The 20,343-nt window shown below is 50.6% G+C and carries 21 protein-coding genes and 1 tRNA gene; 9 read left to right on the top strand and 13 right to left on the bottom strand.

Annotation, left to right across the window (positions count from 1 at the left end; genetic code table 11):
* Positions 1-25 precede the first annotated feature (25 nt).
* Positions 26-1,945, top strand: coding sequence for a sulfate adenylyltransferase subunit CysN (cysN, locus tag R0134_RS06745; RefSeq protein ID WP_319784038.1), 1,920 nt, complete (start codon positions 26-28; stop codon positions 1,943-1,945).
* Between the two features lie 194 nt (positions 1,946-2,139).
* Here the strand turns inward: cysN and R0134_RS06740 are convergent, their stop codons facing one another.
* From R0134_RS06740 to prmB, 5 genes are all read right to left on the bottom strand, one after another.
* The gene (locus tag R0134_RS06740; RefSeq protein WP_319784037.1) at positions 2,140-2,433 is read right to left on the bottom strand and encodes a YfcL family protein; all 294 of its coding nucleotides are present in this window, start codon (positions 2,431-2,433) and stop codon (positions 2,140-2,142) included.
* A 3-nt stretch (positions 2,434-2,436) separates the two neighbouring features.
* Positions 2,437-3,567, bottom strand: a complete 1,131-nt coding sequence (locus R0134_RS06735; RefSeq protein WP_319784036.1) for an ATP-NAD kinase family protein — start codon at positions 3,565-3,567, stop codon at positions 2,437-2,439.
* 87 nt (positions 3,568-3,654) lie between these two features.
* Complete coding sequence (locus R0134_RS06730; protein WP_319784035.1) at positions 3,655-4,182, bottom strand: elongation factor P hydroxylase; 528 nt, start codon at positions 4,180-4,182, stop codon at positions 3,655-3,657.
* Between the two features lie 129 nt (positions 4,183-4,311).
* Positions 4,312-5,397: a chorismate synthase gene (gene aroC / locus R0134_RS06725; RefSeq protein ID WP_319784034.1), complete on the bottom strand. Its 1,086-nt coding sequence runs from the start codon at positions 5,395-5,397 to the stop codon at positions 4,312-4,314.
* A gap of 21 nt (positions 5,398-5,418) precedes the next feature.
* On the bottom strand, positions 5,419-6,339 hold the full coding sequence (gene prmB / locus R0134_RS06720; protein WP_319784033.1) for a 50S ribosomal protein L3 N(5)-glutamine methyltransferase: 921 nt from the start codon (positions 6,337-6,339) through the stop codon (positions 5,419-5,421).
* Positions 6,340-6,401: 62 nt separating this feature from the next.
* Between prmB and smrB the strand changes: the two genes are divergently transcribed.
* Positions 6,402-6,926 carry an endonuclease SmrB gene (gene smrB / locus R0134_RS06715; protein WP_319784032.1) on the top strand — a complete coding sequence of 175 codons (525 nt, stop codon included), beginning with the start codon at positions 6,402-6,404 and terminating at the stop codon, positions 6,924-6,926.
* A 403-nt stretch (positions 6,927-7,329) separates the two neighbouring features.
* Here smrB and R0134_RS06710 read toward each other — a convergent pair whose 3' ends face one another.
* The 4 genes from R0134_RS06710 to R0134_RS06695 form a co-directional block, all read right to left on the bottom strand.
* Complete coding sequence (locus R0134_RS06710) at positions 7,330-7,542, bottom strand: DUF1107 domain-containing protein (protein WP_319784031.1); 213 nt, start codon at positions 7,540-7,542, stop codon at positions 7,330-7,332.
* A 51-nt stretch (positions 7,543-7,593) separates the two neighbouring features.
* Positions 7,594-8,154 carry a phosphohistidine phosphatase SixA gene (gene sixA, locus R0134_RS06705; RefSeq protein ID WP_319784030.1) on the bottom strand — a complete coding sequence of 187 codons (561 nt, stop codon included), beginning with the start codon at positions 8,152-8,154 and terminating at the stop codon, positions 7,594-7,596.
* A 552-nt stretch (positions 8,155-8,706) separates the two neighbouring features.
* Complete coding sequence (locus R0134_RS06700; protein ID WP_151898817.1) at positions 8,707-8,844, bottom strand: TIGR02808 family protein; 138 nt, start codon at positions 8,842-8,844, stop codon at positions 8,707-8,709.
* 103 nt (positions 8,845-8,947) lie between these two features.
* A complete protein-coding gene (locus R0134_RS06695; RefSeq protein ID WP_319784029.1) occupies positions 8,948-9,148 on the bottom strand; it encodes a hypothetical protein in 201 nt (66 codons plus the stop codon).
* A gap of 368 nt (positions 9,149-9,516) precedes the next feature.
* Between R0134_RS06695 and R0134_RS06690 the strand changes: the two genes are divergently transcribed.
* Positions 9,517-9,993 (top strand): universal stress protein, encoded by a 477-nt coding sequence (locus R0134_RS06690; RefSeq protein WP_319784028.1) that lies wholly within the window; start codon positions 9,517-9,519, stop codon positions 9,991-9,993.
* 151 nt (positions 9,994-10,144) lie between these two features.
* Positions 10,145-10,891 carry a DUF2982 domain-containing protein gene (locus R0134_RS06685; RefSeq protein WP_319784027.1) on the top strand — a complete coding sequence of 249 codons (747 nt, stop codon included), beginning with the start codon at positions 10,145-10,147 and terminating at the stop codon, positions 10,889-10,891.
* Between the two features lie 95 nt (positions 10,892-10,986).
* Here R0134_RS06685 and R0134_RS06680 read toward each other — a convergent pair.
* Positions 10,987-11,074: transfer RNA gene (locus tag R0134_RS06680), tRNA-Ser, on the bottom strand.
* Between the two features lie 314 nt (positions 11,075-11,388).
* On the opposite strand from R0134_RS06680, the gene rnt reads away from it, so the two are divergent.
* On the top strand, positions 11,389-12,117 hold the full coding sequence (gene rnt, locus R0134_RS06675) for a ribonuclease T (protein WP_319784026.1): 729 nt from the start codon (positions 11,389-11,391) through the stop codon (positions 12,115-12,117).
* A gap of 181 nt (positions 12,118-12,298) precedes the next feature.
* Here the strand turns inward: rnt and R0134_RS06670 are convergent, their stop codons facing one another.
* Positions 12,299-13,015 (bottom strand): cupin domain-containing protein, encoded by a 717-nt coding sequence (locus R0134_RS06670; RefSeq protein ID WP_319784025.1) that lies wholly within the window; start codon positions 13,013-13,015, stop codon positions 12,299-12,301.
* Positions 13,016-13,313: 298 nt separating this feature from the next.
* Positions 13,314-14,795, bottom strand: coding sequence for a molybdate ABC transporter ATP-binding protein ModF (gene modF, locus R0134_RS06665; protein WP_319784024.1), 1,482 nt, complete (start codon positions 14,793-14,795; stop codon positions 13,314-13,316).
* A 182-nt stretch (positions 14,796-14,977) separates the two neighbouring features.
* Between modF and R0134_RS06660 the strand changes: the two genes are divergently transcribed.
* Positions 14,978-15,223: a TIGR02647 family protein gene (locus R0134_RS06660; protein WP_319784023.1), complete on the top strand. Its 246-nt coding sequence runs from the start codon at positions 14,978-14,980 to the stop codon at positions 15,221-15,223.
* A 107-nt stretch (positions 15,224-15,330) separates the two neighbouring features.
* On the opposite strand, the gene R0134_RS06655 is transcribed toward R0134_RS06660, so the two are convergent.
* Complete coding sequence (locus tag R0134_RS06655) at positions 15,331-15,942, bottom strand: peroxiredoxin C (protein ID WP_319784022.1); 612 nt, start codon at positions 15,940-15,942, stop codon at positions 15,331-15,333.
* Between the two features lie 423 nt (positions 15,943-16,365).
* On the opposite strand from R0134_RS06655, the gene R0134_RS06650 reads away from it, so the two are divergent.
* The 3 genes from R0134_RS06650 to aguA all read left to right on the top strand — a co-directional run bounded on the left by R0134_RS06650 (position 16,366) and on the right by aguA (position 20,162).
* Positions 16,366-17,688, top strand: coding sequence for a Na+/H+ antiporter family protein (locus tag R0134_RS06650; protein ID WP_319784021.1), 1,323 nt, complete (start codon positions 16,366-16,368; stop codon positions 17,686-17,688).
* A 510-nt stretch (positions 17,689-18,198) separates the two neighbouring features.
* Positions 18,199-19,089, top strand: a complete 891-nt coding sequence (gene aguB, locus R0134_RS06645) for an N-carbamoylputrescine amidase (protein WP_319784020.1) — start codon at positions 18,199-18,201, stop codon at positions 19,087-19,089.
* On the top strand, positions 19,089-20,162 hold the full coding sequence (aguA, locus tag R0134_RS06640) for an agmatine deiminase (RefSeq protein WP_319784019.1): 1,074 nt from the start codon (positions 19,089-19,091) through the stop codon (positions 20,160-20,162). The genes aguB and aguA overlap by 1 nt, the downstream gene beginning before the upstream one ends.
* The last annotated feature ends 181 nt before the right edge of the window (positions 20,163-20,343 follow it).

Here is a 20,343-nt window from a genome sequence, read left to right as displayed (position 1 = left end):
AGCGTACCGCTCCGAAGGAAAAAACATGAATTTATCATCTCTGATTGAAACGGATATTGAAGAATATTTGAAGGCGCACGAGCAAAAGAGTTTGTTGCGCTTTATCACCTGCGGCAGTGTGGACGACGGTAAGAGTACCCTGATTGGGCGCTTGCTGTTTGAATCCAAGATGCTGTTTGAAGACCAGTTAGCGGCCATGGAAGCGGACTCCAAGAAATGGGGTACCCAAGGCGAAGACATCGACTTCGCACTGTTAGTGGATGGCTTAGCCGCCGAGCGTGAGCAAGGCATTACCATAGACGTGGCGTATCGCTTCTTCTCCACCGATAAGCGTAAGTTTATCGTCGCTGATACCCCCGGCCACGAGCAATACACCCGTAACATGGTGACCGGCGCGTCTACCGCAGACGCCGCCATTCTAATGGTCGATGCCCGTAAAGGCATTTTGACGCAAACCCGCCGTCACAGTTATTTGATGTCGCTTTTGGGTATTCGCCATATTATCGTCGCCATCAACAAGATGGACTTGGTGGATTATTCTCAAGCACGCTTTGATGAGATCCAAGCCGAATACGCCGCTTTTGCTGAGCAACTGGGCTTGCAGAACGTCACCTATATTCCGTTGTCAGCGTTTAAAGGCGATAACATAGTTGAAGCCAGCCCACGCATGACTTGGTACGCTAAGCCTCAGTATCATGGTGAGTCTCTAATGAATTTCTTAGAGACGGTCGAAATTGATGACACCCGTATGCAACAGGCACCGTTTCGCTTACCCGTGCAGTGGGTAAACCGCCCTAACTTAGACTTTCGCGGTTTCTCCGGCACCATTACCAGTGGCGTCGTTAAGCCGGGTGATCGTATTCGGGTGCAGCCTTCGGGCAAAGAAAGTGAAGTGACACGTATCGTGACTTATTCTGGCGATCTTGAGCAAGCCGTCGCCGGCCAGTCCATTACCTTAACGCTAAAAGATGAAATTGATATCTCGCGCGGCGACGTGATCTCCATCGCCGAGGCACCAGCCGAGACTGCCGATCAGTTTGAAAGCACCATAGTGTGGATGAGTGAAGACGCCCTGCTACCGGGCCGCCCTTACCTGCTGAAAATTGGCACCCAAACCGTGACCGCCAGCGTGACCGATATCAAATATCAGGTCAACGTCAATACCCTGGAGCACACGGCGGCCAAGCAGCTGGAGCTGAACGGCATTGCGGTCTGTAATATCAACTTAGACCGCGCCATTGCCTTTGATGATTACCAGACCAACAAAGACACCGGCGGTTTTATCTTAATCGACCGCTTAAACAACACCACCGTGGCCGCCGGCATGCTGCACTTTGCACTGCGCCGCAGCCAAAACATTCACTATCAGCATGTGGATGTGAATAAAGCAGTGCGTGCGCAGGCCAAAGGCCAAACGCCGAGTGTGTTGTGGTTTACCGGTTTATCCGGTGCCGGCAAGTCGACCATTGCCAACTTGGTAGAGAAAAAGCTGCATGCTCTGGGTAGTCACACCTACCTGCTGGACGGCGATAACGTGCGTCACGGCTTAAACAAAGACTTGGGCTTTACCGATGCAGATCGCGTAGAGAACATTCGCCGTATTGGCGAAGTGTCTAAGTTGATGGTGGATGCAGGCTTAATCGTACTCACCGCCTTTATCTCGCCCTTTACCGCCGAGCGCCGTATGGCGCGTGAGCAGTTGGCGGAAGGCGAGTTTATCGAAGTGTTTGTCGATACCCCGTTAGCCGTGGCTGAAGAGCGCGACGTGAAAGGCTTGTATAAGAAAGCCCGTAGCGGCGAGTTAAAGAACTTCACCGGCATCGACTCCGCTTATGAGCGCCCAGCAGCGCCAGAAATCCACTTGGATGCAGCTAATCTGAGTGCTGACGCAGCAGCAGACTTAGTCATCAGCGAGTTACGTAAGCGTGGCATTATTCACGGCTAAGTAATATCAGCCCTGAACCGTAAAAGACAAAGGAGCCGAAGGGCTCCTTTTTATTGTTAGCGAAGCAGGATTTCTTTAAAATTCACGTGGAAACATGAGGGCCGCTAAAGCCACACAGAAAAACAAAAAAAGCACCGAGCCTAATGGTCCGGTGCTTTTTTGATAGCTGATCAGTCTACACTACCCGAAGGCGATTATTGCGCCATGCTGGTCGTTTCAACTTTGCTGATAAGATCCGCCCAAAATCCTTCTACCAGCGCTTGATCTTGTTCATTCAGCTCGCCGGCCATGATGGCATCATGCAGGCTGCGATTTACGCGCGCTTTAACGTCACGCAAATGGGTGCGACCGTCAATGTCACACTCAGCCACCGATAAGGTAATGTGGCCGCGCAAGTAACCGCCGGCAAACAGCTGATCGTCGGTTGCGGTGGCGATATTGTCGTCAATTTCAGCTAACAGCTGTCGTTCAAATTCAAAAATATTCATTTATTACGCCTCAAATTCCGGGTTTGCCACCCGCACCAAAACTTCATCATTAAAGCCTGTGATCACACGCATTAACCCGCTCAATGCTTGGTCTAATTGTGGATCGTTCGTGTCTACTCGCAACGGGCGACCTTGCAGCGCATTAAGCTTACGTTTAGTCGCCAATAGCCAGATATTCTCTTGCCCTACGGCACGTATCACCTGTGGGCTAAGCTGTTGATTGCCTCGGCCAAAAATATGACCCTGACCTCCAATTAAGGTGATCACCAATTTAGTAGGCTTATCATGGATCAGTTGATATAAACGCTGTGCATCCAAATCACTCGCCACTACCTGCTGCTGATGCACGAGATCCACACCAAGCAAGGTATTAGGTAGCCCAAGTCGAGCCATCACTGCCGCCACCGTGCTGCCTGAGCCCATAATATAGTAATGGTCCGGCGCTTCTTGCATACGCTCGACAATGTCATCGGCAATATCAAGCAGCACCAGTTCATCAGACTCCACGCCCGACGCTTTTACCGCCTGCACATAGCTTAAATCATTGGGTACCAGCATGTCACCGTAGCGTTTGGCCTGCACTAGACCTGCTCGAAACGCCGTTTCGTCTATGTCCATCACCTCAGCGGACCGTAAGCTCACCGGTTCGCCCGCAATAAGCTTGGCCAGTAAGCGACCGGTGGCCGCCGGCGTCACGCCATACACACCGGAGTGAATTTTAACACCTGCCGGTATGCCTAACACGCACAGATTTTTAGGTACTACGGCACACACATCCCGTGCCGTGCCATCTCCTCCGGCAAACAACAATAAATCTATGTCCTGCGCAACTAGCTGGTTCACGGCCGCTTTTGTATCGTTTGCCGTAGTAAGTCCGCTTTCGGGGTGATAACACACTTGATAGGATAAATTCAGCGCCTGGCAGACGGTTTCGCCCATGTCGCCGGCTGCGGTTAACACCGTAAAGTGTTCATGCACTGCCGCGAGCTCGGCCAGCGCCAACGCTGTGCGTTGCAAGGCCCGCGGCTCGGCACCCAAAGCGAGCGCTTGAGCGGCCAAGTCGTCGCTGCCCTTAAGGCCAACACTGCCGCCGAGCCCCGCCAGCGGATTGATAATCAAGCCAATTTTGAACATATGCCTCGTTGAAAACTAAACGTGAGGGGTGAAGAGTAAGATGTGAGGAGTACCCCATTCCAATCTGTTCCCGTCTTTACCCACCACTCACAAGCTAAAACTGGCCGCCGTTGGTAAAGCTTGACCATAGTGCTTCGCTAATGCCTGCATTAAGGTCTGGACGCGCTCGGGAAAGCCCAGCTTTACATAATGCAGCGCTTGCTCTTGCACTCGCACTTTAAAGGCATGGCGGTCTGGCTCAACGCTGCCGTTTAAGTTGTCGCAGCTGACATTAAAATTAAAGCCGCAACACAGTGATAATGCCCATTCAATGGCTTGGGGCTTCACTTCTACGCCTTCAAACTGGCTTTGTTGCTCGCCATCTCGACCATCGGGGCAATACCAGTAGCCATAATCTTCTTGTAAGCGACGTGCGTCACCGGCTAACAGCCAGTGCGCTACTTCATGCAGCGCACTGGCAAAAAAGCCATGAGCAAACAAGATGCGGTGATGATCAATCTGGCTGTCGGCTGGCAAATAAATAGGCTCGCCGTCGCTCAACTCAAGGCGCGTATTGTAACTGGCGGCAAAACATTGGTTAAACAGGGAAATGAGATCAGAGTAGCAAAATGACATAAAAAAAACGGCCCTCAATTAAGGACCGTTATTCTACCCTGCCGCTTGGGTTAAGCCAATCTAGCTCCGTTGATAACGGATGACACTCACTAAGTTCACTCTTGTTTTAAGTGAGCTTGGGCGTCTGTTTTAAGTGAGCTTAGGCGTCAGTGTAAACACTTCGGCGTTTTGGCCGCGGTGCATCAACAGATGATCCAGTAATACGATGGCCAACATGGCTTCGGCGATAGGTACCGCACGAATACCCACACACGGATCGTGGCGGCCACGGGTCACTAATTCGGCCGCTTCGCCGGTAGTGTTAATGGTATTGCCGGGCACCATAATGCTGGAAGTGGGTTTCAGCGCTATGCTGGCCACTATGTCTTGGCCGCTAGAAATGCCACCCAAGATGCCGCCGGCATGGTTGCTAGCAAAACCATCGGGCTGCATTTCGTCACGGTGCTCAGAGCCTTTTTGCTCGACTACTGCAAAACCATCCCCAATTTCGACGCCTTTTACCGCGTTAATGCTCATTAACGCATGGGCAATGTCTGCATCTAAGCGGTCAAATACCGGCTCGCCTAACCCAACGGGTACGCCTTGCGCCACCACCTGAATTTTGGCACCAATGGAGTTGCCTTCTTTTTTCAAGTCGCGCATGTACTGATCTAGCTCTTCCAGTTTGCCCGCATCGGCAAAAAAGAACGGATTAGTTTCAATCACGCTTTTATCGAAGGCTTCGGCGTTAATCGGGCCGAGCTGCGTAAGATGACCAAAAATGGACACGCCGTATTTCGCCAACACCTTTTTAGCGATAGCACCGGCCGCCACGCGCATCGCGGTTTCGCGAGCCGAGGAGCGACCGCCACCGCGATAATCACGAATGCCGTATTTTTGGTGATAGGTATAGTCCGCGTGCCCCGGGCGAAACAGGTCTTTAATATCGGAATAATCTTTAGAGCGCTGATCGGTATTTTCAATCAAGAGGCCAATCGAAGTGCCGGTGGTTTTGCCTTCAAATACGCCGCTTAAAATGCGCACTTCGTCGGCTTCACGTCTTTGGGTGGTAAAGCGCGAGGTGCCGGGCTTACGACGGTCGAGATCTTGCTGTAAGTCCGCTTCGCATAGTTCAATACCGGGCGGTACACCGTCCACGACTGCGCCTAAGGCAATCCCGTGGCTTTCACCAAAGGTTGAAACGCGAAAAAGAGTACCAATACTGTTCCCTGCCATAGTGATTTCCTTTAATAATTATTAAAACTGCGCTTGAAAAGGCACCAGATCGCGGCGGCTGATCACGCACACGCCATGGCCACCCTTTTCAAACTCTATCCAGGTGAGCGGCAACTCAGGATACGCCTCTTCCATATGGATTTGGCTGTTGCCCACTTCCAGCACGAGCAGGCCATCTTCTGATAAGAAGTCGCAGGCCTCGGCCAATAAACGGCGAGTAAAGTCCAAACCATCAAAGCCAGAGGCCAACGCCAATTCCGGCTCATGCTGAAACTCTTCCGGCAAGTCGCTCATGTCTTCTTCGTCGACGTAGGGCGGATTCACCACCATCAAGTCGTATTTATCGCCTTTAGGCAGTGCCGAGAAAATGTCGGACTCAATAGGCGTCACTTGCTGCTCAAGGCCGTGGTTTTGGATATTGATTTCCGCCACATCCAGTGCATCGCGAGAAATATCCAGTGCATCCACTTCTGCATCCGGGAAACTGTGCGCCAAGGCGATGGCAATACAGCCAGAGCCGGTACACATATCTAAAATACGCTTAGGCTCTAGGGCCAACCAAGGCGCAAAACGGCCATCGATCAGTTCTGCAATGGGCGAGCGAGGGATCAACACCCGCTCATCCACATAAAACTCGAAACCTGCAAACCAAGCGGTATGGGTAATATAAGGCGTAGGAATGCGCTGCTCGACTCGCACTTTTAGTGCGTCCAGCAGTAGTTTGCGCTCACTGGTCAGTAAGCGGGCATTTTGGATTTGTGGCGGGCAACCTTGTGGCAGGTGCAACAAAGGCAGTATCAGCTGTACGGCTTCGTCCCAATCGTTGTCGGTGCCGTGGCCATAAAACAAGCCGGCTTGTTGAAAATGGCTGACGGAAAAACGTAGCCAGTCCCCTATTGTATGCAGCTCTATGAGCGCTTCTTCATTAATAAGCGTGTCCAAAACCCCTCCGCCTCGCTAAGATAGCTATTTTTAAATATTCAGAGACCACGGAACCAATTACCATGACCCCCTCTCCTTTCCCAGAAGACGACGATCAAGCGCTCTTTAAAGCAGCGGTGCAGGGTGTCCGCAAAATAAAGCAGGATACCATAATTCCGCATCGGGCACCGGTCAAGGTAAAAGCCCAGCGACAAATGGTACGCAAAGACAGGGCGCAAGCGCACCCTTTTTCTGATGTTTATGAACCTTATTTAGATCAAGAAGGCCCCACGCGCTATCGCGAGCCCGATACCTCAGCCTATGAGCTAAAAAAACTGCGCCGAGGCGACTATGTGCCTGAGTTTTTTTTAGACTTACACGGCTTAACGCAAGAACAAGCCAAAAACGAGTTATCAGCGCTATTGTTGGCTGCTAAGCGCCAGCACGTGCAGTGTGTGTCCATCATGCATGGCCACGGTAAGAATATTTTAAAACAACGCCTGCCCATGTGGTTGGTGCAGCACCCGCAAGTATTGGCGTTTCACCAAGCCACCCGCGCCTGGGGCGGCGATGCCGCTTTGCTGGTGCTGTTAAGGATAGAGATTTAACAATTAAGCGCCAAGAATAAGATAAAATACGCCACTTTCTCATGTAGTGCGTTAAATCATCCAATTATGCAGGCTCGGCAACCTAAACACAGGCGCTGTTTTTTGTAGAAGCCGCTTTAGCTGGCTGGTGGCGCGTAGCGGCTCTGATTTAGGCTATGTTTGTAGATGCCCGTGTTTAAGATAGAGAGATTAAGGCACGGCAGCTTGTTTTAGTTTTGCTACGTAAAACTTTCTTTCCCGCTGTCTTCCTGACGCACGTCAGGATCTCGCCCTTAATCCTGTTCGTTTTTATTTATGACGTATTGATTTGTGGCGTACAGATACAAAAACACCGAGCTCAGGCTCGGTGTTTGGTGTTTGGTGTTAACGGCTTCAGTCTATCGCGTACGGCGTAACGCTGGGGCTAAGCTGCCATGGCGTTGGCTTGCAGTTCGGCGATCAGCTGGTTGATTTCCTGCACCGTGTCTTGGTGCTCTGGCTTAGCGTCGTCCGGCATAATGAGCATGCCTTTGGCGTAACTAAAATCGCCGCGGCCCTGAATATATACCCGCCCGCTGAAAAATCCCTTTACATGTTTCGCCACTAATAACGGCTGATACTTCTGAAATATACGCATTTAGCACTCCTTGCTGTTGCGATGAGGTGTCTGCTACCGCTAATCCTGCGGCTATCCTAATGATCTCAATGCTTGAAAAGTGGGCCTGTAATGAGCCTGAATATTGTGTGGGCCTTCTAGCCACGCCAGCATGCCGCCCGCACCTTTATTTACCGTCACTTTGGCGATGCCTGAGGTCACGAAAATAGGCGCCATTATGCCACTGCACAGGCTTTCGACTAAATACCCCACCAAGGGCATATGGCTGACGATCAAGATATTGCCGTTTGGATACCTGTCACCGTAAGCCAGTATTAGGCTAGCAGCCAAGTCCGCGTCGCAACTGGGTGTCAGCTGGTCGCAGGTTTCTACGTGCAAGCTCGGTATGTCTTTCGATAACTGCAGCCACGTTTGCTGGGCACGCACATAAGGACTGACCAGTACCAGATCGAACAGTGTGACTTGGGGCGCTAACCAGTGCGCCATTAAACTAACTTCGTCTCTTCCTTGCTCGGTCAGCGATCGTAACGCATCAGTAGATGCTTCTGGCGCTGCTTGACCATGGCGCATGACAAAGATATTCATCTCCACCTCACTTTCCGGCGAACCCGCCTTTTCAACGGCGGGCATCATACCCCCGCATCGGGTTTGGCTCAAGGAGCTGGCTCACGGTTTGCGGCTCATTGAGTCTGCTCTGGCGGCCAAGCTCCCGAAATTGCTGCAAAAAACACTGAAAAAACACTACAAAAAAATTTATCGACCTAACGAAATAAGTTCATTATGCCAAAGCTCGCTATGCCAAAGCCCACAGCGACATCAAGGGTGCATGACAAGCTTCAGTGACTCTTTAGTATAGTTAGCAGTATAGCCAGACTCGTCTGCGTAAAGGGGAACAATATTCTAGAATAGTGATGTGACGCTTTGGTGACTCTTGGGTTTCGATTTGGTTACGACTTAGTCGCGCAGCAAGAAATAAAGCAAAAAAAACTGGCCAAGCGGCCAGTTAAAAACTCATATTAGGTGCATAACATAAAACTGTTTAAGGCTCAGCCCGATACTTAATTAAAAATACAGCGGCCTAGCTGAAAACACCGTCAGCGACGCTGAACCATCGCAAAGCAAGTTCAGCCTACGCCCTTTACTTGGCTAGTTTTATGATCTCAATCAAAGAATGCGAAGATCAAATTAGTTATGGCGCTTTTTTTCAAGCTTCATCAGCACCACACAGCTCACCACTGCCAAGCCGATAAAGCCTGCCACAAACAGTGCGGGAGTGGCCAAATCGCCCAGTAATTCCCAGAAGACTTCTTGTACTATTTCCATCCGCCAGCTACCCCAATATTTGCGAAGCACGTATTAACTCAACGCATTCATACCTAAGACTACGAGTGCTTAAGGCTACTGTGCTTAGAACTTCAAGCGTAAATTACGCAAGAAATAAGTCGTCATTCAAGCCCCGGACACTCACCAGTGACCAGCGCCGCTTAGCCATCAATAGCGGAAAAATAGTTGGACCAAATACCGCGCCCAATAACGCCCAACGCCGTGGCGGTAATGCACTGTAAAGTGCGCCTACATAACAGAGCCCGCCACACGTTAAGCCGGCGAGGATTAGCATGAAAATCATAAAATAGTCTCCAATATTGGCCAATATTAACACGGTTTTTATGCTGAGTTCAGCGCTATCATCTACCATCTTAATCAAAAAAATTGGTGCCTCAGTCCAGAAGCTAGGGGCATTTATACGGGCGCGACCATACTCCTAAGTGGCGCAAAATGCGGTGATCACTAAGCTCACCCGCGTGATGATGCTAGCGTCGCTTAGTGTTATTAGCCCACTGGCCATAGCGGCTTTGGTTTAAGCAGCCACTTAAGTGAATTAAAATCTGTAGGCTGGAAACACATGGTGTTGGGGCAATACTGTTCTTGCATTTAATGGTGACAGGCCTAATAGTGATTCTGTTAGCAACAACCTGGTTATAAGCCGGTGGTCACATGACCGCCCAAACCAAGGAGGTCATGATGCCCTATCGTAATATATTGCTGGCACTGGAGCTTAACGCCCGCGAAAAGCCGCTGTTAAAGCGGGCGCTAGAACTGGCCGAAAGTCATCAGGCTAAGCTGCACATTATTCATGTCTCGCCCGAGCTTGGCAGCATTTATACCGGCAGTTTAAGCTTGGACTTACGCCAGCTTAAAAATAAGCTTCGCCTTGAAAATGGCTATGAGATCATGCAGATGCTGAAAAAAGAGGCGTTTAACGCTAGCAGCATTTCTCTGCCCAATGGCGATATTCGCCAAGCCGTACAAAACGCCGTTAAACAGCAAGGGGCCGACTTATTAATTTGTGGACGACAGCAAGAACGCCCTTTTTTCGGCCATCTGTTTTCTAATTCTAGTGGTTTTCTCGACATAGACGGCTGTGATCTCTTAGTGATCAAGCTGTCCGATAAAAATCCTACCGAGCCTTAATGTAGCGCCTTAACTCTCCTTACTGTTATGCGCTGGCCGTCGTTGCCAACCCCCCATCTCTTAAGCCCTAATTCACATAAGCTCCACTATCATCACGCAGCCCAGAGATTCCCCATCACAGGGCCTATGTATATGCTTAGCCTTGTGTATCATGAGTTTAATAACACAGCGGATGGAAGAACGAGTGGCAAAACAGGGGCGTGAAACGCAACACATAGCACCCATGTCTCGACATAATGGCGTGGCGTTAACGGCTGCGGGGTTAGTGTTAATGCCCTCGGTGCTGGCCGTGGGCTATTGGCTGGATGGTCGCGCGCAATTGGTGATGGTGTTTTTGTTTTTAGCCGGCATGATCATGGCTTTACTGGGGGTGCTGAAATTGCGCGAGCCCGAATTTAGTTTTTCATTGAGCTCGGAGCATCTGCATTTTCATCATAAAGTGGGCGGTTGGAGCCTACATTGGAGTAATGTAGTACGCGTTGATCAACCTAGGCTGTCACGCGGGCTGGACTTAGTCGACTTGCCTTATATCGGCCTTAAAATTCGTGATTATGATGAGTTTTTGCCCTTGATGACGCCCCGCTTAGCGGTGCACTTACTCACCGAACAACGGCCTTTATTATCGATGGCACTGCGTTATGGCGCCATTGAGCGCCATGAACTGCAAGATTGGTTAATCGAAGACAGTCAGTATCGCTCGCTTAACGGCCAACACTACCAAGGCGTTACCGCCATGCTCGGCCATCGCATGGGCCATTTACGGGACTTGTACGGTTATGACTTATTAATCCACGAGTCATCACTGGATCGCGAAGCCGGGGAGTTTGTGACCTTATTACGCAGCTATGTCGCCAGCTCACGCGCGCCGGATAACGCTGAACGCGAATATTCAGCCTAATAACCTACTGCCAATCTCGTCATTTAAATGGGGTATTGGCGAATAGCGGGCACAAAAAAGCCCCTGTTAGCTAACAGGGGCTTTCTCGATAAATTTGGCGGTGAGGGTGGGATTCGAACCCACGATACGTTGCCGTATACACGCTTTCCAGGCGAGCTCCTTCAGCCACTCGGACACCTCACCAAATTTTTATTTCATATTTTATTTAAGAGTGTCATGTTCACTCATCGTTTACTGATAACTCATTTTTATTTAAGAGTGTTATGTTCACTCTTCATAATCCTGCTGTAACAAGCTTTGCCCGTTCAGCGAGGCGTATAGTAGGCAAGCGACGCGCTGGGTGCAATCTTTTTTTAATGAAAGTGAATCGTTTGCGCACTTATCCATCACTTTGGCTATTTTAGCGCTAATAGTCGGGTACTTAAGGCGAGATAGGCGACGATGGTCACCGAATCTGGCATAATAGCGGCCCAGTTTTAAGGCGAATTAGGACAATAATGACGGCAACAGCAACTTTAACGCAGCTTAACGAACGCTTTCGTGGCTACTACCCGGTAGTGATCGACGTGGAAACCGGTGGCTTTAACGCCAAAACCGATGCCTTGCTTGAAATTGCCGCTATTACCCTAAAAATGGATAAAAATGGCTGGTTAGTGCCGGATCAAACGTTTCATTTTCATGTAGCTCCCTTTGAAGGTGCCAACCTAGAGCCCGCCGCCCTCGCCTTTACCGGCATAGATCCGCACAGTGCACTACGCGGTGCTGTGAGTGAGCGTGAAGCACTGGATCAAATTTTTAAAGGGATTCGCAAAGGTTTAAAAGCCAATAATTGCCAGCGCGCCATTATGGTGGCGCACAACGCCTCTTTTGATCATGGTTTTGTGATGGCGGCCGCCGAGCGTGCTGATATAAAGCGCAATCCTTTTCACCCTTTTGCCACTTTTGACACTGCTGCTCTGGCAGGTTTGGCTCTGGGACAAACCGTACTGGCGAAAGCCTGTAAAGCGGCGGGCATGAAATTTGATGGTAAAGAAGCACACAGCGCACTCTATGACACGCAAAAAACCACTGAGTTATTTTGCTTAATCGTCAACCGCTGGAAAGCCCTTGGCGGCTGGCCATTGGCCCCCATAGAAACCGATACCGTCGGCGCTGAAGTAACAGAAGCAGAAGCAGTAACGCAACCGCCAACAGCCGCGGCGGCTCAAGATAACGAGTCGCTGTAGACTCTTGCTAAGCACGGCATGCCATAAGCCCTGCTCAGCAGGCAACAGAAAAGTATGTTAAAGAAAAAGCCGCACACTCAATAGGAATCTGCGGCTTTTTTATGCTCGGTATATGGTTAACTGCAAGTATCTTGTTAGCTATTGCTGGCTCAGCCGAGCACGCTCCTTGTATCCAAGCACGTTAGTCGGGCGAAAGATGCCCCGTTCTTACCCACAATTGGGTATCCGCCGCTACTTGTAAGTGCGGTTGACTGCCGGGCGCAAAGCGCAGCCAGCTTAAGCGCTCGTAAGTGTCATTTTTTTCAGTGCTAGCTTCAAGACTGGTTTCAGTGCAGTCTTGCGTATCACTTACAGCTAACGCAGTGTTGGTCAGGCTCCCCGTTAATACTAATAGCTCTAATCCACCTTTATAACAACAAGCCGGAAAGGTGCCGCCTTCTGGAAAGTGCAGCACGCTGGTATGCACGCCATTATAGTGATGGAGCGGTAAACGCCGATAACCGGCAGAACCGCTGATCCATAACTGCTGCTCCGGTAACACTGTTAGCCACTTGTTATCATCAATAGCAAACTGATTGAGTTTGACAAAAATGGTACAGCCATGCTCTGTAAAGGAGCCATGGCGACTGCCCGGTGGATGGCGCGCATAAGTGCCGGCTGGATAATCGCCATTTTCGTCGGAAAACACGCCCTCTAACACCCAAAACTCTTCACCCAAAGGATGCAGGTGCTCAGGAAAGCGCGCGCCGGCCTCAAAGCGTACTAGGCTGGTGACATGGCCACTTTCAGCTTGCTCTCGCTCAAGGGGATAACGCCACACACCGTTCGCCGGCGAAGGTTGCCAGTGATCGGCGTGATAAGGCAGGGAAAGGGATTCTAAGAAATTCATATTTAACATCGGTTCATGTCCCGACAGACGAGGGTGGCTCATACTCCCCTGCCCGCGCCTGTGGGTCAAGCCTGAAAAGCAGCGCTCGGCGCCCAGCACCAAGCGATCAGCTAATAACAAAACCGAAACTAAAGGCTCCCTTGCCACACCACTTTTTGCTACGAGAGCCAGCTCAAGAGCAATGACCTTTAACCTTACCTTTTAGTCTCTTTCGCTATTATCTCTATTTTTCCGTGCGTTCCGTGCGTTCCGTGTATTCCGTGGCAAAAAGTAGTTTTAGATGTTGATGGTTTTGTCGCTTACGGCTTTACGCTTCGGTAATATCATACCGATAACCGTCGCCGTCGGGCACGAAGGTGAGACGATGGCTGATGCAGCTGGGCGCATCTTGCTGATGGTGAGAGACAAACAACAGTTGAGTGCCACCTTCAGCTACCAGTAAATCAATCCAGCGCTTTACCCAATGGCGATTAAAGCTGTCTAAGCCTTGCAATGGCTCATCCAAAATTAAAATCGGCGGGTGCTTTACCATGGCGCGCGCAATCAATAACAAGCGCTGCTGGCCATATGAGAGATGGCGAAACGGCTCATTGGCTAAATGTCTCATGCCGAGCAAATTAAGCCATTGTTCGGCCAGTGCTAATTGAGTGCTGACGGGCTGTTGATACACGCCAATGGAGTCAAAAAATCCGGATAAAATCACCGCCTTGGGGGTGGCCGTAACGCGGTAATCTTGCTGCATACTGGTGCTGACATAACCGATGTGCTGCTTAATGTCCCAGATGCTTTCGCCACTGCCGCGCCGACGGCCAAATAAGGTCAAATCGTTGCTGTAACCTTGCGGATGGTCGCCGGTCACCAAACTCAGCAACGTGGATTTACCGGCGCCGTTCGGGCCAATTACTTGCCAGTGTTGGCCGGGGTCTACCTGCCAGTTTAAGCCGGTTAAAATCTGCTTATCCCCATAGCTGACTTGCATATTTCGCATCTGGATCCGCGGCGTGTCTGCATCTAGCTGGCGGCGTACTGCATCGGGATCTGCCGGTGGCAATGCTTGCTGGGTCGCCTCTAGGCTTGCCAAATGGCGCAATTGGCTGAGCTCTAAGGAGGCACTAACTTCAGTGCGTGGGCCCGTGACGCTGAGATCGCACTCGGTGAGAATGCCGAGCTGATCGCTAAAGTCCGGCAGCTCTTCTAAGCGGTTTACAATCAGTACCAAGGTCTGGCCTGCGCTGACTAACTCTTGCAACAAGCTCATTAAACCGGCGTGGGCGTCCACGTCTAAGCCGTCGAAGGGTTCATCTAAAATCAGCAACTCCGGGTTTTGTAACAAAGCGCGGCACAACAGCACTTTACGGGTTTCGCCGGTCGAGAGTAGTCGAAAGCTGCGATCTAACAAGTCGCTAATACCAAAGCGCGCGGCCAGTGTGTTTAATTGCTCGGCATCACCACCCAGCTCTTGCATTATTTGGCGCGCCGTGTGCCCAGGGTCTTGATAATCCAGCAAGTCACTTTCATCTTGCTCGCGCTCTCTGTCCGCCAAGGCTTGCAACTGTTCAAACGACACCCATTCTATGGCGTTAAAACTATTGTGCAGCGTTCCATTGAGCAAGGTGAGTTCACCAGCCAAGGCGCGCGCCAAGGCGGTTTTACCGCTGCCATTCGCCCCCACAAAGCTCCAACATTGGCCTGACTGCACCTCGAGCTGAGAAATAGTCAATTGATGCTGGTCACTAATAGCAAACTCGGCACTATCAATACAAATAGCGGCATTAGAAATAGCGGTCATAGAAGACAAACGTCCTTTTCGGTCAGTTTAAAGAAAAATCCTATCATCAACATCTCTAGCCTGTGATGCAAGTCACAGGAGAAAGAAAGTGATAAACGGCTAACTGTGAGCCAGAGCGCAGCCGTCACCATAAGAACAGGCTAACGTTAAGGTGTAATCTTTCTTAAATTAAGGGATGCCCTATGCGCTATGAGTCTTCATCATTACACGAACTTAATTTGTTGCTGAATTTTGACTTAGACACCACACAACAGGGTATTAAGGTGCATAAAGATGCGGAGCCTACTGTGGTGGCTGCCGCGAAATCTTTATATGACAAAGGCTTAATTACCTTAAATGACGGCGGCTATTTAACCGACCTAGGCCGTGATGCTTGCCTGCATGCACAGTCTTTGTTGACGCTGCTGCGCGCGCCAGCAATGGCTTAGTGAGGCGGGAAAGAATAACTAACTGAATAACGGACACAAAAATGCCGGCAATTCATTGCCGGCATTTTTATTTTTTATAATGAGCAAACTTGCTCATTAAGCGTTAATTAACGCTTAAGATCAGCCGAGTGCTGGCTCAGGTACTTAGCAACACCTTCGGTAGATGCTTCCATACCTTGCTTGCCTTTTTCCCACTGTGCCGGGCACACTTCGCCGTGCTCTTCGTGGAACTGCAGTGCGTCAACCATGCGCAGCATTTCGTCGATGTTACGACCCAGTGGCAGATCGTTCACTACTTGGTGACGAACCTGGCCATTGTTATCGATCAAGAAAGAACCACGGAAAGCCACGCCTGCTTCTGGGTGCTCAACGTCGTAAGCCTTACAGATTTCGTGCTTAATGTCGGCAACCAGTGGGTATTTAACCTGGCCAATACCGCCGTTTTCAACGCTGGTGTTACGCCATGCGTTGTGGCTGAACTGAGAGTCAATGGACACGCCGATCACTTCAACACCGCGCTTTTGGAACTCTTCAAAACGATCGTCAAAGGCGATCAGTTCTGAAGGGCACACAAAGGTAAAGTCCAGCGGGTAGAAAAACAATACCGCCGCTTTGCCTTTGGTGAATTCTTTCAGGTTGAAGTTTTCTACGATTTCGCCATTGCCCAGTACAGCTGCAGCGGTAAAGTCAGGGGCCTGACGGCCTACCAATACGCTCATGTCTATCTCCTTGGTGAGTACATATACTTATGGATTTGCCGCAATAGAGTTGCCACAAACCTCGTCGTTCAACTAGTTAATATATGGGCGCGGTACGCAAAACCCAAGGGCAGAGACGACGAGAAGTCACGACAAGTGTTTGTTTGCACAATATATCAGCAATTTACTGATCCATAGCTGCACGTTAAGCTAAGCATGTCGCTATACCTGCACTTCAGGAAAGTACCATTAACAAAGTGCGTGTTGAGATTTGGTTAGCCTTATTGGGACATAAATACGAACAAACTAGACGGTTAACGCGGCTATTAAACAGGCTCTCACCGAATTTAAGCAATAAATGCGTAAAAAGCTCGACATTCAGTGCTAAATTCGCAAACTAGCTCCCTAAATCTCTTTTTAATTACAAAACCCTAAGGATAAACAATGAATCCTGTTGTTATCGCCGTTAGCTTGATGCTGGTCCTCAGCTTGCTGCGCATCAACGTGGTAATCGCCATTACCTTAAGTGCCATCGTCGGCGGCATGGTGGGCGGTTTATCACTCACAGAGTCCGCCAATATCTTTGCCGGTGGCTTAGGCGGGGGCGCCACTATCGCCCTGAGCTATGCCATGTTGGGCGCTTTTGCCGTGGCCATTGCGCGCTCCGGCATTACCGACTTGCTGGCCTTTAAAATTATCAAAGCGCTCGGTCAAAACGCCAGTGCGGGCCGCATGCTGTGGATCAAAGCCTTGCTATTGGCGACCATACTCTTGGTCGCAGTTTCCTCGCAAAACTTGGTGCCGGTTCATATCGCCTTTATTCCGATTTTGATCCCGCCGCTGCTGCATGTAATGGCGAAGCTCAAGCTTGACCGCCGCGCCGTAGCCTGTGTGCTGACCTTTGGTTTAACCGCTACTTATATGATGTTGCCGGTGGGCTTTGGCGGTATTTTTCTGCACACCGTATTGTTAGCCAACATGCTGGAAAATGGCGTAGAAGTGACTAAGTCCATGCTGCCGATTGCCATGGGCATCCCGGTATTTGGCATGTTTTTAGGCCTGTTAGTGGCCTTGTTTTTTACCTACCGCAAACCACGCCACTACGACGAAAGCAAAATTGTTGCCGTCGAACCAGAGCATATCCAAATTCACGTGCCGCACTTATTCGTGGCCGCCATTGCCATCTTAAGTGCCCTGAGCCTACAGCTTTATAGTAACTCCATTATCTTAGGTGCCATGGTTGGCTTTGTGATATTCACCCTAGGCGGCGTCGTTAAATACAAAGAAAGCCAAGATGCCTTCACCCAAGGCGTGAAGATGATGTCGTTGATCGGCTTTATTATGATTGCCGCCGCCGGCTTTTCCGCCGTGATTAAAGAAACCGATGGTATTGGCAGCTTGGTGCAAGCCGTGGAAATGAGTATGGGCGACAATAAGCCGTTGGCCGCGTTAATGATGCTGATCGTAGGCTTGCTGATCACCATGGGCATTGGCTCTTCGTTTTCGACCATTCCCATCATTGCGCCTATTTATGCACCTTTGTGTCTGGCGCTGGGCTTTTCGCCCTTGGCGGCATTGGCCATTATTGGCACGGCAGGCGCGCTGGGCGATGCAGGCTCTCCGGCCTCTGACTCCACGCTCGGCCCCACCTCTGGCTTAAACGCCGATGGCCAACACGACCATATTTGGGATTCAGTCGTACCGACCTTTATTCATTACAACATTCCCTTAATTGCCTTTGGTTGGTTTGCGGCTATGGTGCTTTAACTGCTAGCTGTACGCCTTACGTTTTACGTTTTACGCTATCCGTTAAACATAAAATATAAAAAGCCGTCAACCCACATGGGGTTGGCGGCTTTTTTGGTTAGAGAAAGGCATAGCACTGGGGAGCGCTGGTGCACCGTAGAGGCCGCTTTAGCTGGCCGGTGGCGCGCAGCGGCACAAGAAACCATCAACCAACACCAAGTTTAATATCAGTGTTGTTTTTAGGTTCTTAGTTCTGCGACGCAAGATCGGCCAACTGAAGCGGCCTTTACCCAATAGCAAAACTATACGCTGCTTTAGGTTCGATGTTTTTTCTTGATGTTGAGGGTTTGGTTCGCCATTGAACTCAAAAAAATCGCATTATCTAATTGCGAGATGCCAACCTTAAAGGCACACTGCGGCCTTAAAATTGAGTTGTAATAAAAGGAATGGCTTGGCCGCCCATGGTGGGAGTGATAACGCCTTCAAGTTCCTTGTCGACTCGCCCACATTTATTACGTTGAGGAATTAAACATGGCAATGGTTAGTGTCGCCGCCACCCAGATGGCTTGTAGCTGGGATCAAGATGACAATATCGCGCGTGCCGAACAGTTAGTGCGCGACGCCGCCGCTCAAGGCGCACAGATTATTCTTATTCAAGAGCTCTTTGCCGCACCCTACTTTTGTATCGACCAAAGTCCAGAGCATTTTGCGCTGGCCCAAGAAGTGGATAACAGCCCGCTGATCCGCCATTTTCAAGCGCTGGCTAAAGAGCTGGCCGTGGTGTTGCCATTGAGCTTTTTTGAGCGCGCCGGTACCGCCTTTTATAACTCACTGGTGGTGATCGATGCTGATGGCAGCGTGTTGGATCTGTATCGAAAAACGCATATTCCGAATGGCCCTGGCTATCAAGAAAAGCAGTTTTTCACGCCCGGCGACACCGGCTTTAAAGTTTGGCAAACCCGTTATGCCAAAATTGGCGTGGCCATTTGTTGGGATCAGTGGTTTCCTGAAACTGCCCGCAGTATGGCGTTAATGGGTGCAGAACTAATGTTCTTCCCCACCGCTATTGGCACCGAGCCCCAAGATGCCAGTATCGACAGCCAGCCGCATTGGACGCGTACTCAACAAGGCCACGCCGCCGCCAATTTGGTGCCGGTAATAGCGTCCAACCGCATTGGCACCGAGCACAGTAAGTTTATCGAGGGCCTTGAAACCACCTTTTACGGCTCCTCCTTTATTACCGACGAACTAGGCGCCTTGGTGCAACAAGCCGATAAAACCACTAGCGGCGTTATCGTCCACAGCTTCGACTTAGAGCAGATTGCGAATACCCGCGCCAGTTGGGGATTGTTCCGCGACCGTCGCCCTGCTATGTATCACACTGTGCAGACCTCAGACGGCAAACGCGAAGGTGGCCGATAATGGCTAACTTTTACATGCCCGGCGAATGGGCAGCACAAGAGGCGGTGTGGATGATTTGGCCCCATCGCCCCGATAACTGGCGTGAGCAAGCCGCACCCGCACAGGCCACCTTTGCCAAATTGGCTGAGGCCATAGCGGTCGCGACACCTGTGTATATGGCAGTGCCTGAGCAAGACATGCCTAAGGCCAAGGCGATAATGCCCGCACACGTCAAACTCGTGGCCATCGACAGTGATGATGCTTGGGCTCGGGATACAGGCCCCACCGTGGTGCTGAATAACCAAGGCGAGCGTGCTGGCATTAGCTGGGTGTTTAACGCTTGGGGTGGCGAGCAAGAAGGCTTGTATGAGTCATGGGACCAAGACCAACTCATGGCCAGTGCCATGTTGCGTGAGCTTGGCATCACCCAACAAGATAACGCCTTGATCTTAGAAGGCGGCTCGATTCATGTGGACGGTGAAGGCACCCTGCTCACCACGGCTGAGTGCTTACTCAATCAAAACCGTAATCCGGATTTAAGCCAAGCCGACATCGAGCAAGTATTGGCTGAGTCTTTGGGCGTGACCCATTTTATCTGGCTGCCATTAGGAGTGCATCTGGATGAAACCGACGGTCACATCGATAACATGGCCTGCTTTGCCCGCCCCGGTGAAGTGATACTGCACTGGACGGACGATGCCGCCGACCCGCAATACGCCCGTTCACAAGCCGCGTATAAAGTGCTGAGTGAAGCACGAGATGCGCAGGGCCGTGCGCTTAAAATCTGGAAGCTTCCCCAGCCAGGCCCCTTGTACATCACAGAGCAAGAAGCCGCCGGTGTGCAAACTGGATCCGCCATACCCAGGGTGGCCGGTGAGCGCATGGCCGGCTCTTACGTGAATTTTTTAATCACCAATCAGCGGTTAATCTTTCCGTTGCTCGACCCTAAGACGGACGGTGCAGCCCAAGCCATGCTGGAAACTATCTTCCCCGAGCTTGAAGTCGTGGGTATAGCAGCGCGCGAGATTTTACTCGGCGGCGGTAATATCCACTGCATCACTCAGCAGATCCCTAAAAGTACACCGAGCGCCTAGCACCAAGCTAAAGACAGGCACCGCTTTATCGGTGCCCTGTTATAGATAAATAGCTTGTAGTGTGGCCCTGTTTTATTTAAAGAGTATTCGCCACTGTCTTGCTCGTTGTTTCAACACATCCAGCTACGCTGGCCCGCCGAAGTCCTCTTTACCAAAGAGACGGGCGGCTACAAAATATCGT

This window comes from Oceanisphaera sp. IT1-181 (genome assembly GCF_033807535.1).
In the GTDB taxonomy this organism is placed as follows: domain Bacteria; phylum Pseudomonadota; class Gammaproteobacteria; order Enterobacterales; family Aeromonadaceae; genus Oceanimonas.
Note: the sequence above shows the minus strand (reverse complement) of the source record. Positions and strands in the feature narration are given on the sequence as shown.

Excerpts from the sequence above, each read along its gene's own strand:
- R0134_RS06695 (WP_319784029.1), bottom strand. The coding sequence starts at position 9,148 with ATGATTTTCATGCTAATCCTCGCCGGCTTAACGTGTGGCGGGCTCTGT.
- R0134_RS06740 (WP_319784037.1), bottom strand. The coding sequence starts at position 2,433 with ATGAATATTTTTGAATTTGAACGACAGCTGTTAGCTGAAATTGACGAC.
- R0134_RS06735 (WP_319784036.1), bottom strand. The coding sequence starts at position 3,567 with ATGTTCAAAATTGGCTTGATTATCAATCCGCTGGCGGGGCTCGGCGGC.
- R0134_RS06685 (WP_319784027.1), top strand. The coding sequence starts at position 10,145 with ATGAGTTTAATAACACAGCGGATGGAAGAACGAGTGGCAAAACAGGGG.
- aroC (WP_319784034.1), bottom strand. The coding sequence starts at position 5,397 with ATGGCAGGGAACAGTATTGGTACTCTTTTTCGCGTTTCAACCTTTGGT.
- R0134_RS06700 (WP_151898817.1), bottom strand. The coding sequence starts at position 8,844 with ATGGAAATAGTACAAGAAGTCTTCTGGGAATTACTGGGCGATTTGGCC.
- R0134_RS06655 (WP_319784022.1), bottom strand. The coding sequence starts at position 15,942 with ATGAGCGTATTGGTAGGCCGTCAGGCCCCTGACTTTACCGCTGCAGCT.
- aguA (WP_319784019.1), top strand. The coding sequence starts at position 19,089 with ATGGCTAACTTTTACATGCCCGGCGAATGGGCAGCACAAGAGGCGGTG.
- R0134_RS06670 (WP_319784025.1), bottom strand. The coding sequence starts at position 13,015 with ATGTTAAATATGAATTTCTTAGAATCCCTTTCCCTGCCTTATCACGCC.
- rnt (WP_319784026.1), top strand. The coding sequence starts at position 11,389 with ATGACGGCAACAGCAACTTTAACGCAGCTTAACGAACGCTTTCGTGGC.
- smrB (WP_319784032.1), top strand. The coding sequence starts at position 6,402 with ATGACCCCCTCTCCTTTCCCAGAAGACGACGATCAAGCGCTCTTTAAA.
- R0134_RS06730 (WP_319784035.1), bottom strand. The coding sequence starts at position 4,182 with ATGTCATTTTGCTACTCTGATCTCATTTCCCTGTTTAACCAATGTTTT.
- R0134_RS06710 (WP_319784031.1), bottom strand. The coding sequence starts at position 7,542 with ATGCGTATATTTCAGAAGTATCAGCCGTTATTAGTGGCGAAACATGTA.
- R0134_RS06660 (WP_319784023.1), top strand. The coding sequence starts at position 14,978 with ATGCGCTATGAGTCTTCATCATTACACGAACTTAATTTGTTGCTGAAT.
- aguB (WP_319784020.1), top strand. The coding sequence starts at position 18,199 with ATGGCAATGGTTAGTGTCGCCGCCACCCAGATGGCTTGTAGCTGGGAT.
- modF (WP_319784024.1), bottom strand. The coding sequence starts at position 14,795 with ATGACCGCTATTTCTAATGCCGCTATTTGTATTGATAGTGCCGAGTTT.
- cysN (WP_319784038.1), top strand. The coding sequence starts at position 26 with ATGAATTTATCATCTCTGATTGAAACGGATATTGAAGAATATTTGAAG.
- sixA (WP_319784030.1), bottom strand. The coding sequence starts at position 8,154 with ATGATGCCCGCCGTTGAAAAGGCGGGTTCGCCGGAAAGTGAGGTGGAG.
- R0134_RS06650 (WP_319784021.1), top strand. The coding sequence starts at position 16,366 with ATGAATCCTGTTGTTATCGCCGTTAGCTTGATGCTGGTCCTCAGCTTG.
- R0134_RS06690 (WP_319784028.1), top strand. The coding sequence starts at position 9,517 with ATGACCGCCCAAACCAAGGAGGTCATGATGCCCTATCGTAATATATTG.